General features: G+C 38.1%; 11 protein-coding genes and 1 pseudogene. 3 read left to right on the top strand and 9 right to left on the bottom strand.

What is annotated here, in order from left to right; translation table 11 throughout:
* The 3 genes and pseudogenes from AC06OU_RS07860 to AC06OU_RS07850 form a co-directional block, all read left to right on the top strand.
* Positions 1–181: pseudogene (locus tag AC06OU_RS07860) on the top strand (hypothetical protein); the annotation flags it as partial.
* A gap of 135 nt (positions 182–316) precedes the next feature.
* Entirely contained in the window at positions 317–799 is a 483-nt protein-coding gene (gene rraA, locus AC06OU_RS07855) for a ribonuclease E activity regulator RraA (protein WP_342566835.1), read from the top strand.
* A 106-nt stretch (positions 800–905) separates the two neighbouring features.
* Positions 906–2096, top strand: a complete 1191-nt coding sequence (locus tag AC06OU_RS07850) for a M14 family metallopeptidase (RefSeq protein ID WP_475855073.1) — start codon at positions 906–908, stop codon at positions 2094–2096.
* Positions 2097–2353: 257 nt separating this feature from the next.
* On the opposite strand, the gene AC06OU_RS07845 is transcribed toward AC06OU_RS07850, so the two are convergent.
* From AC06OU_RS07845 to odhB, 9 genes are all read right to left on the bottom strand, one after another.
* On the bottom strand, positions 2354–3292 hold the full coding sequence (locus AC06OU_RS07845) for a Gfo/Idh/MocA family protein (RefSeq protein WP_475855072.1): 939 nt from the start codon (positions 3290–3292) through the stop codon (positions 2354–2356).
* On the bottom strand, positions 3289–4161 hold the full coding sequence (locus tag AC06OU_RS07840) for an alpha/beta fold hydrolase (RefSeq protein ID WP_475855070.1): 873 nt from the start codon (positions 4159–4161) through the stop codon (positions 3289–3291). Before AC06OU_RS07840 ends, AC06OU_RS07845 begins: the two co-directional genes overlap by 4 nt.
* Positions 4162–4283: 122 nt before the next feature.
* Positions 4284–5006 (bottom strand): exonuclease domain-containing protein, encoded by a 723-nt coding sequence (locus tag AC06OU_RS07835; protein WP_475855068.1) that lies wholly within the window; start codon positions 5004–5006, stop codon positions 4284–4286.
* Positions 5007–5021: 15 nt separating this feature from the next.
* A complete protein-coding gene (locus AC06OU_RS07830; RefSeq protein WP_475855067.1) occupies positions 5022–5972 on the bottom strand; it encodes a DUF294 nucleotidyltransferase-like domain-containing protein in 951 nt (316 codons plus the stop codon).
* Positions 5973–6037: 65 nt separating this feature from the next.
* Positions 6038–7306 carry an ammonium transporter gene (locus AC06OU_RS07825; RefSeq protein WP_169358538.1) on the bottom strand — a complete coding sequence of 423 codons (1269 nt, stop codon included), beginning with the start codon at positions 7304–7306 and terminating at the stop codon, positions 6038–6040.
* Between the two features lie 413 nt (positions 7307–7719).
* Positions 7720–9687 carry a glycoside hydrolase family 68 protein gene (locus AC06OU_RS07820; protein ID WP_475855066.1) on the bottom strand — a complete coding sequence of 656 codons (1968 nt, stop codon included), beginning with the start codon at positions 9685–9687 and terminating at the stop codon, positions 7720–7722.
* A gap of 122 nt (positions 9688–9809) precedes the next feature.
* Positions 9810–11366 carry a glycoside hydrolase family 68 protein gene (locus AC06OU_RS07815; protein WP_475855064.1) on the bottom strand — a complete coding sequence of 519 codons (1557 nt, stop codon included), beginning with the start codon at positions 11364–11366 and terminating at the stop codon, positions 9810–9812.
* A gap of 334 nt (positions 11367–11700) precedes the next feature.
* Complete coding sequence (locus tag AC06OU_RS07810) at positions 11701–12450, bottom strand: class I SAM-dependent methyltransferase (RefSeq protein WP_475855063.1); 750 nt, start codon at positions 12448–12450, stop codon at positions 11701–11703.
* Positions 12451–12622: 172 nt separating this feature from the next.
* Complete coding sequence (gene odhB, locus AC06OU_RS07805; RefSeq protein ID WP_475855062.1) at positions 12623–13846, bottom strand: 2-oxoglutarate dehydrogenase complex dihydrolipoyllysine-residue succinyltransferase; 1224 nt, start codon at positions 13844–13846, stop codon at positions 12623–12625.
* Positions 13847–13937 lie beyond the last annotated feature (91 nt).

The raw sequence follows: 13937 nt of genomic DNA, 5'->3' as shown, positions 1-13937 counted from the left end.
AGCAAACCTGGCAGCATATTTTAGTAAAGCCCGTGAATCTTCTTCAGTGCCAGTTGACTATACAGTAATCAAACAAGTGAAAAAGCCAAATGGATCGAAACCCGGCTTTGTCATTTACTTTGAACAAACTACTTTGTTCGTTACACCAGATGAAGAAAAAATTAGACATATGAAAAAATAACATGAAGTGACTGGTAGGATAACCCTATCAGTCGCTTTTTTGTCTTGAAAACTATTCCTTTTAAATTTTTGCAAATATTTTAAATAAGTAGTAAATTGGTAGAAATATATTTTTTAAAACCAGGAGGTTAAATGAATGACATTTAGTACAGCAGATTTATGTGATGAATATTCAGGCGAGATCCAAGTCCTAGGTTCTGAATTTAAATCCTACGGTAAAAAAACTAGCTTTTCTGGTCCTATTTGTACTGTTAAAGTTTTTGAAGATAACATATTAATAAATCAAGCATTAGAAGACATTCCAGTTGGAAGCGTTCTAGTAGTGGACGGTGGAGGCTCTAAAAAGTGCGCCTTAATGGGAGACCGTTTAGCTGGAATTGCCGAGAATAGAAACCTTTCCGGGATTGTGATTAATGGATGCGTGAGAGATTCAAAGGAACTGACTGAGCTTAACATAGCTATTCTAGCCCTCGGGAGTAATCCTTTAAAAAGTAAAAAAGAAGGAACAGGTGAAGTGGATATACCACTATTTTTCTTAGGCATCGATTGGCATCCTGGAGATTATTTATATGCAGACGAAGACGGTATAGTAATTGCAAAAAGAAAATTGGTAGACTAAATTTTTGCGTGCGAAATTAAATTCGCACGTTTTTCTTTTGAAGTCATATCTTTCCTTTTCTATTACATATAATTTTATGATGAATCGAAAGAAGTGGAGGAAGTGCATGGATGTTTTTGTAAGACAAGGAGATTCCCTCTATTACTTTAGTCAGCTGTTTGATATTCCCCTACAACTAATTCTCGATTCCAACCAAAATATATCCCCCCAAAGCCTTTCCATTGGACAACAAATTCAAATACCAGGGTATGTTGGATTAGCTTATCAAATTAGACGAGGAGAATCACTTTGGGCTATTGCACAGAGTAGAAAAATTTCAGTAGAGGGCATTCTTTTAGCTAACCCAAATATTACCCCAACCTCTTTACAAATCGGACAAACGATTAAAATCCCTTTACGAATTACTTGGAGAGTAGTCACCGGTAAAAGAAATTATGATTACAATTCCTTAGTCATTGATATTCGTCGCCTACAAACTGTGTATCCATTTTTAAAAACTTCTTCTATTGGCAGCTCTGTTATGGGCAAAGACCTCCAGGAAATAGTAGTTGGGAATGGAAACAAACGCGTCCATTTTGATGGTTCCTTTCATGCCAATGAATGGATTACAACTCCTATCATCATGACCTTTTTAGATGACTATTTACTTTCTCTGACTAACGGGAACACCATTAGAGGAATTCAAACTACACCTTTATATGAGCAAACTTTTCTTTCCATAGTGCCCATGGTGAATCCAGACGGCGTGGATTTAGTAATTAATGGTCCACCATCCGAAGAGCCTTATCGAAGTAATGTGATTGAATGGAATAAGGGAAGTACAAACTTCTCAGGTTGGAAGGCAAATATAAATGGTGTAGATTTAAACGATCAATTCCCTGCGTTATGGGAGCTAGAAAGAGATCGGAATCCTAAATCTCCAGGACCAAGAGATTATGGCGGGGAAGCTCCTTTAACACAACCCGAAGCTATCGCAATGGCAGATTTAACGAGGAGAAGAGATTTCGCTCGAGTACTCCCTTTTCATACACAGGGTCAAGTCATTTACTGGGGATTTGAAAATCTTCAGCCTCCCGAAAATGAAGTTCTAGCAATACAATTCGGTGAAGCGAGCGGCTACATTCCAATAGAAACGACCAATAGCTACGCTGGGTATAAGGACTGGTTTATCCAAGACTGGAGAAGACCCGGTTTTACTATCGAGCTAGGCATTGGAACGAACCCACTACCACTAACCCAATTTGATGAAATTTACGAAGATGCTTTAGGCATTTTTCTAGCAGCCTTGTATTTGTGAGGAGCAGCATAAATGGAGAGATGTTCTACAAGAAATTAGTGTCTTTTCAAGAAATAAAACCGTGAAATCTTGTTGCAGATTTCACGGTTTTTTAATTTAATAGTTACGTCCTAAACTCTTAAAACAATAAAGTAGCTCTTTATCGTAAATAGCAGTAGCATCCGACTAGAGTGGAAACAATAATAATTAAAGACGTACAAGTTTTGTTATTTCTTAGAGGATGTGCATCTGCTTCCATAGAAATAGCAATTTTGCTATCACTTTAATAATTCATCAATCCATCCCTGTACCTTCAAACCCTCTTCAAAGGAAACTAATGTAGACTTTTCACCAACCCTCCATTGATGACATGCTTCAATTAATCCATCCGGCACTGTAGTTGGAGTGATTTGTACTGCTTCTTTATCCAATTCACTTTCCCATAACTCGGACCAGTTTCTAATCGTGATAACCTTATTCGTTCCAAATACTTTAAACTCTAATCGTTCTTCCTGCCCTATCCCCGATAGGCCATTTAAAACAATTGGAATGTCACTATCCGTTTTTGCCAAAGCAGAGACACCATACTCGCATAGCCCTATATCCTGAGGATATGTCGTATGATGTGCAGTTATCTCGAAGTTCCCAAATAAACGATATAAGAGTTGTAAATAATGCGGAAATACCTCTCTTATAAAACCACCTTGCGCACGAGATGCGATCCATGCATTTTGCTGCCACTTTCTAGGCCAATGAGGGAAGTATGTATGTAGCTCAATTTTAAGGATATCACCTAACGATCCATCTGCAATGGATTGTTGTAGACTATGTATAACTGGGCTGTACATTAAAGGAAAATGCATGGCTGTATGTACGTTTGCCTTGGTCACGGCTTTAACCATTCTTTCTCCATCTTGCACATCGTGCGCTAGTGGCTTTTCAGATAGAATATTTAATCCGTAGGCTGCTGCCTTTTCTGTAATAGGCGCGTGGCTTACTGGTGGTGTTCCTATATAAATCCAATCAGGCTTTGTTTCTAGTAGTTCTTCTAGGGTAGCGGCTTCCGGTAGCTTGTACTTTTCAGCAACTTCTCTCAGCCTATTTTTATTTTCATCAAAAACAGATAAAATTTCACAATTAGGATTAGTTTTTATTTGGTTAATGATACGTTCTCCAACTATCCCGGTTCCGATTAGTGCAAAAGTAGTCTTTGTCATCCTAATAACTCCTCTTCATTTTTTTGTTGTATAACCCATTTTTTAATTTCGAGTGCTGTTTGTTCTGGCTTATCCCATTGAATCATATGTCCGGCGTTCTCCATAGCTATTATTGCCACTTCACTTATTGACTCTTCTATCTGCTTAAATCCTAGACCTCGGGCTTTATCAAGAGTTCTCGGCAAAGTTGCATGCAAAAGTAAAAGTGGCACTCGAATGTATGGGTAGGCACTTGTGAAAGGCTCAGAGAAAAAGGCTTTAATAATAGAAAGAATAGTAAACTTAGAGGGAATTAAAGTGAAAAGGTTGTTCTCCTCATAAAATAACGTTCGAACATATTTTTCTTTTCGGTTATCCCATTTGCTTGTGTACTCCTTATATTCTTTTAAAACTGTTTCCCATTCTACTAAAGTAGATTGATCCATATATGTATTCCAACCGGAAAGTGCAACTTCAAATGTCATCTCTGGTTGATTGACAGGAAAGGTATATCCTCCATCCAACAATATTACACCTAATATACTCTCCGGGAAAAACTTACTGTAGTGCAGTGCAATATCAGCTCCCCAGGAATGTCCCAGTATATAAAAAGACTTATCAGTTACTTGTCTAATTATTTTTTGAAGCCACTGAGCCAATGATGAGAATAAATAGTCACTTTCCTTCCTTAGTGGACTTGTAAGACCATGACCAGGTTGATCGATCATAATAAGATGAAAATCCTTCTCCAATAATATAGAAAGCTGATCAAATGTATATGGTGCATTTCCTGCTAGACCATGTAAACAAACAATTAAAGGATTTCGTCGATCACCGACTTCATAGTAATTAATCGTATTACAACCATCCGATAATAGTATATTTTCCACTAAACAATCCACCCCCTACAACTATATATTCGATTTACCTATGTAGATATCCTTTTCTCATATAATAAAAATAAGCCTGACAGTTAATAGTCTGTCAGGCTTATATTAATCCCACTACACTTTTAGAGTCTGGCGAGGCGGTGATAGACGTCACTTAACGTTTCACAGCCGCTTTCTTTGGCTTTTTTTATATAAATACTCCACAGCTTAGCTGTCATTTTGGCATCCCCTAAAGCATGATGTCGTCCAATAATAGGAATTTCGTTATGAGCACACACCTCTTCAAGCGTTACAAAATTCAAATTAGGCTCTATCACCTTTAAAAGGAAAGAAGTATCTACAATCCGATGCTTGAAAGGCTTACGAAACAAGGTTGAGCTTGCGTGCTCCATAAAATTTCGTTCATGAGTAGCATGATGCGCTACTAATGTACAATCTTGTTTGAATTGAAGGAATTTGATGAATACATCCGAAAGCGGGGCGGCATTGCTTACCTGTTCATTTGTAATTCCTGTCAATTGAACAATTGCATCAGGTATTTTTTGGTTCGTGTGGATGAGCGAATAAAACACATCATCCTCGATTATTTGCTCTCCTCGCATCTTAATTGCCCCTAGAGAAATAATGGTATCTCCTTTTTCAGGAGAAAACCCCGTCGTTTCGATGTCAAAAACTACTACCTTTAAATCCATAAGGGGAACATCAAGTACATATTGTTGATTCATTTCCTTTTCCAAGTTACGTAAATAGGCCATTTGCTGAGCATTTTGAATATCACCAATTCCAACATTGTTACGTTTTCCTTGTAGCCCTCTTAATATTTGCATAAATGGTTCAAATGCCATCGCCAACACCCTTTTTTAACTAGTTAAAGCAATTACTTCTTCATGAAGCCTTTTTCCATCCTTCAGTATTCGCTTAATCTCCTTGCGCTCTTCCTTAGACAAATTATGAATCCTTAAGTAATGAGTGTCCGTATAGTTCTCTATTTGAATTAATGAAATACGATACTTTAATAAATCCAAGAAATTTCTCTCACAGTTTTGTAGCATTTTTTCGTATTTACTTGACCGCTTTAGCTGAACAATCCTACTTAACGTAGAAGTCTCATAGATGCCTTCCTTTATGGATAATAGACGCACAGCATTTACATACGGCAAAAAGGCGGCATATTTCAAGTTGACACATCCCTGATACTTACCATGCTGCTCCACTAAAATCTGCCCCACTGGTCCTATAACATTTTTCACATGTTCAATATTGGCAGAAAACCGTCTCAATAAAGAAGGATGACCCAACTGAAATTGATAGATAAAAAGCTTTAACTCATTAATATAGCTTTGATTACCACATAAAATACGAGCATCAAAAAAACTCTGCAGATGTCTAATAGCTTCCCAGCTTTCCACTCGCATCCATTCCTCAAGCTGACTTTTCCAGCGCTCCGCAGACTTGCACCATAATGGGTTAGAACTCATAACGTTCCCTTGACAATATGGATACCCTACAGCATGCAACCCGAATGCTAGCTCCTCTCCCAGCACCTTAAAATATCCCTCATATTCTTCGTTCGACTTTTCATATACAATTCCATGGTCCTGATCACTGATTAAGCCTTGCTCTCTTCTACCTCCACTGCCCGTTATAAACCATGTGAAGTTACACGGCGGTTCCTCTTTTAGTTTACTTTTAGCAATATGCATCACATGTTGCATGACTTGTTCATGAAAATCATTGAGAGAGATGGTATCTTTCAAATAGGACATGATATTTTGGTCCTTCCATTCCCTTAAGGATTCATAGGTTTCCATGACCACACTCCCTTTTATACAAAAAGCCTCTGAAGCAGAGGCTTTTTGACGTTTATTTATTTGTTTTAGTTAGTACCTTTCGCTTCCTCTAAAACCATTTGTTCTGGATAGCCATAATTCCCGTGCTCACTCATATCCAGACCCATTATTTCCTCTTCTTCTGTCACTCGGATACCACCCATGACTTTCTTCATTATAAACAGAATAGCATAAGATACGGCGAAAGCGAATGCTCCGCAAGCTGCAACTCCCATTAATTGAACTAACAGCTGATCTACGCCACCACCATAAAACAAACCAGGTTTCCCTGTTGTCGCAAGCTCGGTTGTAGCAAAGAAGCCGGTAGATAAAGTACCCCAAATACCTGCAGTTCCATGAACAGAAAGTGCATAAATTGGATCATCAATTTTTCTCTTTTCAAAGAATCGTGCACTATAAAATACAAGTACCCCAGCTATTAAACCAATCACAACTGACGCCCATACGTCTACAAATGCACACGATGCCGTAATAGCAACTAAGCCAGCTAACGCTCCATTTAAAATAGTAGGAATATCTGATTTACCTAAAGCTACCCAGGAGATAAATGTTGCTGCGACCGCTCCTGCTCCTGCTGCTAAAGCTGTATTTAATGCTACATACCCAAAGAATGCTGCATCTACAGAAACCGTACTACCCGCGTTAAAACCAAACCAACCAACCCACAAAATCAGTACACCTAATGCAGTATAAACTTGGTTATGACCCGCTAAGTTATTAGAAGAACCATCTTTGTTAAATTTCCCTATTCTAGGTTTTAGTATCATAGTTGCCGCAAGAGCTGCAGCTGCACCAGTTAAATGTACCACTGTAGACCCTGCAAAATCTTGTTTTCCATGTTCAGCTAACCAACCGCCTCCCCAAACCCAATGAGCAATTACAGGATAAACGATTATGCCGAAAAGAATAGTGAAAATTACGTAAGCAGACAATTTTGCACGCTCAGCAAACCCGCCAAGAGCGATCGTTATCGCAATACCAGCAAATGCTAATTGGAAAACAAAAAATACGGTAGGAGAAACACTCGCTCCATCCTCTCCTCCACCAGCATAGAAGAAATCTGTCATTCCGACGAAGAAGTTAGCATTCCCTCCAAATATAAAACCATATCCTACTGCCCAAAATACTAATGATGCCAACCCGAAAGTAAAAATGGTTTTACCGGCAACGTGTCCAGCATTCTTCATTCTTGTTGAACCAGCCTCTAAAAGTATAAATCCACCAATCATAAAAATAACTAAAATTGCAGCGACCATGGTCCATAAGCTGTTCATCAAATACATTACATCTTCCATTTTGACCCCTCCTCTTTCTGGATATGTTACATTTCCTTACTCTTAATGTTAGAAAACATAACATCACTTGTTTATATCCTTATTTTACTTAATTCAAAATGAATGTCAATACATTTTTCTGAATTTATTTTATTTTATGTTAATTTTTATTACATGCTTGTGTTTAATGCTAAAAACTGATTTGGCAGTTACAATTATTAATCTGTGGTACTTTTTGAGATCATGGATAGCTTACACGTTTTTATAATGGCTTGTACTACCTTTAAGTCTTCCTAGTAATCCCATTTCTTATTTTCAATTTGGACTTCTGTCTGGGAAAACTCACAGACTCTTTACATCCAATTGTTTAAAAATATATCCTAACTATAAAAAAACCGACTCCAGAAAGGAGCCGGTGTATTGCTAAATGTTATTTATCTATTTCTACATCCGCAGTTGGGATCATTGTAAAATCTTTTTCTATCTGGCTTAGGGAAGCTGATGCAATCATAATCATCATGCTGATGATTCTTGTCCTTGCATGCACAATCATCTACTGAGTCGCAGTCATCATTGTGTTTATGCTTGGAATCCCTCCAATAGTTATCTTCCTTCCAAGACTTATGACTTCTTGGATAGGACGGGTTACTATGATTTTTTCCACATCTATAACATTGTCCATTAGAATCATAATTATCATATTCACAATCATCATTTCTATCACAGCTGCAATCGTCATGATCTCTGTCTCTATCATGATGATAGTTACATTCACAATCATCACGGTCTTTATCTCTATTATAATGATGTTTTTTTTCACAATCGTCACGGTCTTCATCTCTATTGCGATGATGTCTACAATTATGGCTACCACGGTCTTTACAATGGCATTCATGTTCATGGTCGCATCCACCATTACCGTTTTCTGCTCCACTTCTACAGCATTTTGGACTTTCAGTTTCAGATACCATAACCAATCCGTACTCGTATTCAGCTACAATTTCTGTTGTTCTACCTGAAACTCTTAATTGAAGAGTAGGCGCAAGAGTTCCACCAAATTGAGCTCTTCGGAAAGATTCAGGTAAATTAGCAAGCTCATCTGTAGTTATTCCCTGTAAATCGAATGTATCGATGAAGCTTAGTACAGAGAAATCAGGTAACACTAACCAAGAATAGGCCTGGTTCGGTTCAGAAACTGGATTTGCTATAACTAAGCCACCAGAGTTTAATGGCTGATAATTCCCTCTTAATGACCCTGCAACAAAACCATATAAACCATCTGGTCCAGGCCCATTAGTTAAACCGGGAGCAAACGTAAATCTATGGCTATCTGTAAATAAATAGTACAAACCGTTCCTTACAATAAGGTGTGGACGTTCCGTCTGCTGATTTGTACAACCCGCCTCTAAGAGAGCCGGTAGTAATTGCCAAGATGTGTAATCATTGTTTCGCAGTAGGGCAATTCCAATATTTCCAGTGTAAAGTCTTGCTTCCTCTGGCACCCCAGGTCCACAATCAATGTCTAAATTGTTTCCTGCGATATTACCTTCAAACAATAAATACTCGCAGCCTGTTGCTGGATCTTTAAAGAACCAAGGATCACGGAAAGCGTAGATAATACTACTTCCGCCTGCTTCAGATTGTTCTTGTGTTTGATAAAGCACTCCGTCTGGCTCTAAAATTATTTCATGTGGTGCGAAGTTAACTAGCTCGACACCATCTAAATTGGATCTAAAGTTACTGCTTGTTAATGCAATGCGCTGTTCAAAAGTTACTTGAGCTTCGCCACGTCTACCGGAGGCTGTATAGAAGTAATAGATTCTTCCTCCGTCGATGATTGCAGATCCTGCCCATTGTCTTGATCCAAAAGCAGTACCCTCTTCAAAAACTAGTCCACCTTGTATCCAATTTAAGCCATCTCTAGAATAGAAGTATGCAATTCTCGCTACGTCATGTCTGTTATCTGGTAATACGCTTCTAGGTGCTGATAAGGCAAACAGAACTCTCCATCCACCAGGAAGTACAGCTATAGAACCATCTTTTTCTTGAAGTGGCCACATATCCCATATCCACAAATCATCTGAAATTCGAGGGAATGGTTCTTGTATAACAGGAGCGCTATTAGAAGCAGTAATTCTAATTTGCTCTGCTTGCGCCCTCGTCCAAGCCGAAGGAACCGCGTCAATACTTTGGTTTAAGCATCTTTTAAAATCTCTTTGTGGGTTGTAGTCACAAAATCTTTTAATATCATTGTTGTTAAATGATCTGTACTGAGTAGTTCCAGAATTAGTTGCAGCACTTGGGAAATTTCTATTAGATGAACCTCCAGTTATTGGAGATAGCATTTCATTACCTGACCCAGCGATTGGAACTCTCTGACCCATATCTCTTTTTTTTGACATATATTTTCACCTTTTCTTATTTTCAATTCAATCAAATGAATGGTTTGTACGAAAATCTAATTTAATCTAATTTAAAAAATTTACCACTCATATAATCAAATGTTATTTATAATTCTTCTTACTTAACGTCTGTGATGATTCTCAGAAGAATAATCATCATTACATTCTCTGCATTTAGGACTTTCTGTTTCTGATACCATCATTAGTCCATACTCATAAACATCTATAATCTCCGTATTTCTGCCACTTACACCTAGCTGTAATGTTTGAGCTAATGTCCCACCAAAATGCTCAAATTGGAATTGTTCTGGCAAAAATCCAACTTCTTCTATTGGTATACCTTGCAAATCAAAATTATCTATAAAGCTTAGGACTGAAAAGTCGGGTAAAACAAGCCAAGAATAGGCCTGGAATGGTTCAGAAGGAGGATTAGAAACTACTAGACCGCTTCCATTTAGCGGTACGTAATTTCCGCGCAGGGAACCTGCTACAAAACCGTACAATCCGTCTGGCCCAACAAGACCTGGCGCAAACGTTGAAGCATGAGTATCAGTGAACAGATAGTACAGTCCGTCACTCACTACTATGTGAGGACGTTCAGTTTGTTGGTTCGTACATCCTGCTTCTAAAAGTGCAGGGAGTAGCTCCCAACTGGAAAAGCTATTATTACGTAGTAATGCTATTCCGATATTGCCTGTATACTCTGCAGCTTCTGCTGGAACTCCAGGTCCACAGTCTACATCTGCTGATGTACCAGCTATATTTCCTTCAAACAATAAATATTCACACCCCGTCGCAGGGTCTTTGAAGAAGAAGGGATCACGGAAGGCATAAATTATTCCTCCACTAGATTGTTCTTCTGTCTGATAGAGAATACCGTCTGGTTCTAGGATTACTTGATGAGGTGCAAAGTTTACTAATTGCACACCATCTAAGTTAGAAATATAATCACTGCTCGATAATGCAATTCGCTGCTCGTACGTGATTTGAGCTTCTCCTCTTCTGCCAGTAGCTGTATAGAAGTAATAAATACGACCATCATCATCAAGCATTGCTGAGCCTGCCCACTGTCTAGACCCTAAAGCTGTGCCTTCTTCAAAGACATAGCCTCCCTGAATCCAATCAAGTCCATTTCTCGAATAAAAGTAACTGATTCTTGCAACATCATGTCTTTTTCCTGGTAGAACACTACGAGGGACAGATAAAGCAAATAACACTCGCCAACCACCAGGTAACACTGCGATTGAACCGTCTTTTTCTATTAACGGCCACATATCCCATATCCATAAATCTGCTGATATACGAGGGAATGGGGCTTCAATTAGAGGTGCAACGTTAGTAGAATTAATTCGAATTTGTTCTACTTGGCTCCTTGTCCAAACAGATGGAATCGCGTCGCGGTTATATTCAAGGCAACGTCCGAAATCTCTTCTGGGGTTATAGTTACAAAACTGACTAATTTGTTTGCCATTAAAAGTTCGATAACGAACATTGTTATTTCCAGTGGATCCAGAAGAAGAGTTCCGATTAACAGAAGCACTCGGCATTATATTTGCGGATTCTGTTCTCGAGCTTCTAATAGGAAATTGTTGCGAAGTTAGTTTATATCTATTTTTATTTGAGCGATGTTCATGTTCCCCAAGTCTATTAAAATGTTTTTCATCATTTTCTTTTGTCATAACTTACACACCTTTAATAGATTTTCGTACATTGCTATCATATGTAGAGCCAAAAGAAAGGTTTGAGTAAAACTAGTTAAATTAGTGTACCGTAATAAAATTGTGTATCTAGTTTTTATAGGTGATTAACCCGAAAAAAGGGCAATCTCATGAGAGATTGCCCTTTTTCCGGGTATATAAATTAGGTTTAATCATTAGTTTAGAAAAAATTTAATAAAGAAAAAAATAATTTAGAGGGATTATTATTTAATAGAATATCCAGTCAGTCTCCCCACTATACAACCTGTTAAACCGTTCTCGGTTAGCTTTGAAAATTTCTTCTACTTGATTAACATTACTTTTTCAATCGAAAAACAATGAAATCGGGACTTCTAAAATCCTCACGAAATGATGGGTACTTCTTCAACATTTCCTCAGATGGGGTAGGCTCTACTATGTCTTCTATTAGAAATCCAGCTTTACAGATGGCTTTTACATAGCTTGTTAATGTGCGGTGATAGAAGATTACCTGGTCCATTCCTCTTTGCTCATAGGCTCCCTCATAAAAATAGTTGTCTACTTTCCAATATAATTTTTTACCGTCATGCCCTTTCTCCCATCCACTTTCTGGAGTTTGAAAACAAGGATGTAAAATAGAAAAGATAAAAATCCCACCCTCTCGAAGAACACGGTAAATTTCTTTAAATGCTTGCTGATAACCTTCTAAATCCTGAATCACCATATTAGAAACAACTACGTCATAAGTTCCTTCCATAATAAAATGTAAATTTTCACAGTTAGATTGTTTAAATTCTATATTGAGTTCTGATGTTGTTCTACTTTTTGCTATTTCAATCATCTTTGAAGAATAGTCAACAGCTGTTACAGCTGCTCCTGCTTTCTCCATCAGTCTACTTAAATACCCTTCCCCACAACCAGCATCTAGTACTTTTTTGTTGTTTACATTGCCCATTAGACTAAACAACGTTGGATTTAAATATACCTCTTTATGTGGATCTCCATGCTCCAGATGATTGGCTGCATATATTTCAGCAAATTTGTCCCACCTCTTAATAGAATCTTCAGAAGTCATATTTTTCACCATAATCGCGCCCCTCCCATTCTAATGTAATAACTAGTAATTCGCCTTTCATATAAGAGTTCCTGCTAATAGTATTTCCCAGAAAATAATTACGAATAAAAAAGGCTTACTGGATTAATCCAATAAGCCTCTAACAAACATAAAATGTAAATATTAATACTTCATCTGAACCCTCTTAAGATTCCAGCATAAGATCCTCTGGATTTTCGAGCAGTTCTTTTACCATTTTCAGAAAGCCTACTGAATCTTTTCCGTCTATTACACGGTGGTCATAAGAAAGAGCTACATACATCATAGGTCTTATTTGAACTTCACTTCCAACCGCTATCGGTCGTTTTTGAATGGTATGCATTCCAAGAATACCAACCTGTGTCCCATTTAATATCGGGGTAGACATTAAGGAACCAAATACACCTCCGTTTGTAATAGTGAAGGAACCACCAGTCATATCCGAAAGAGCTAGCTTGTTATCACGCGCCTTTTTAGCAAGTTCGCCAATATCCCCTTCAATTTCTGCAAAGTTTTTACGATCCGCATCACGAACGATTGGCACTACTAGACCACCTTCTGTTGATACAGCAATACCGATATCAAAGAAGTTATTTTTGACAATGTATTCTCCATCCAGCTGTGAATTAACATAAGGATATTTTTTCAAAGCAGCGACGACTGCCTTAGTGAAGAACGACATAAAACCTAGACGTACCTTGTTGTCTTCGAAAAATTTATCTTTTTTACGAGAACGCAAAGCCATCACATTCGTCATATCTATCTCATTAAACGTCGTTAACATTGCAGTGCTTTGTTTAACCTCTAATAAACGTGATGCAATTGTTTGTCGTCTACGAGACATTTTTTCGCGAGTCGTACGACCATCGTCTGTTGGAGCAGAGACAATTTTAGCTGGCTCTGCTATTTGTTTTGAGCCATGGGCTGATACATCTTGAACCCGAACACGCCCCATTGGATCAACAGGAGACACTTCATTTAAATCAATACCTTTTTCCCTTGCCATCTTACGCGCGGCAGGGCTAGCAATAGGTCTACTTGCGTCTGAGGTAGTTTCAACCTTTGTAATTGGTGCATTTTCTGCCTTTGGTATATCTGGAGCTTTTTCCTCAACCTTTACTTCTTCTGCCTGAGGTTGGGCAGCAGGTGTTCCAGATCCTGCACCAACGATTGCAATAACCTCTCCTACCTGAACTGTATCTCCTTCACCAAATAACAGTTCACTAACTACTCCCGCTTCCTCGGATATAACTTCAACGTTTACTTTATCTGTTTCGAGCTCAACTATAAACTCGCCTTTTTCAATGGTATCACCTGGTTTTTTCAACCACTGGGCGATCGTGCCTTCTGTAATAGACTCTGCCAATTCCGGAACTATAATTTCTGCCACTTAAACTTCCTCCTTTTAGTTCTAAAGCTCACAAACTTTTTAATGCTTCTTCAATAATTCTTGCTTGTTCTACTTTATAGGTATCTGCGTC

The organism is Psychrobacillus sp., from assembly GCF_056205495.1.
This window is presented reverse-complemented; position numbering and strand designations above follow the sequence as displayed.

What these genes read in the sequence shown, in the direction of transcription:
- rraA (WP_342566835.1), top strand. Translation starts at nt 317, where the DNA reads ATGACATTTAGTACAGCAGATTTATGTGATGAATATTCAGGCGAGATC.
- AC06OU_RS07825 (WP_169358538.1), bottom strand. Translation starts at nt 7,306, where the DNA reads ATGGAAGATGTAATGTATTTGATGAACAGCTTATGGACCATGGTCGCT.
- AC06OU_RS07845 (WP_475855072.1), bottom strand. Translation starts at nt 3,292, where the DNA reads ATGACAAAGACTACTTTTGCACTAATCGGAACCGGGATAGTTGGAGAA.
- AC06OU_RS07815 (WP_475855064.1), bottom strand. Translation starts at nt 11,366, where the DNA reads ATGACAAAAGAAAATGATGAAAAACATTTTAATAGACTTGGGGAACAT.
- AC06OU_RS07820 (WP_475855066.1), bottom strand. Translation starts at nt 9,687, where the DNA reads ATGTCAAAAAAAAGAGATATGGGTCAGAGAGTTCCAATCGCTGGGTCA.
- AC06OU_RS07850 (WP_475855073.1), top strand. Translation starts at nt 906, where the DNA reads ATGGATGTTTTTGTAAGACAAGGAGATTCCCTCTATTACTTTAGTCAG.
- AC06OU_RS07830 (WP_475855067.1), bottom strand. Translation starts at nt 5,972, where the DNA reads ATGGAAACCTATGAATCCTTAAGGGAATGGAAGGACCAAAATATCATG.
- AC06OU_RS07810 (WP_475855063.1), bottom strand. Translation starts at nt 12,450, where the DNA reads ATGGTGAAAAATATGACTTCTGAAGATTCTATTAAGAGGTGGGACAAA.
- AC06OU_RS07835 (WP_475855068.1), bottom strand. Translation starts at nt 5,006, where the DNA reads ATGGCATTTGAACCATTTATGCAAATATTAAGAGGGCTACAAGGAAAA.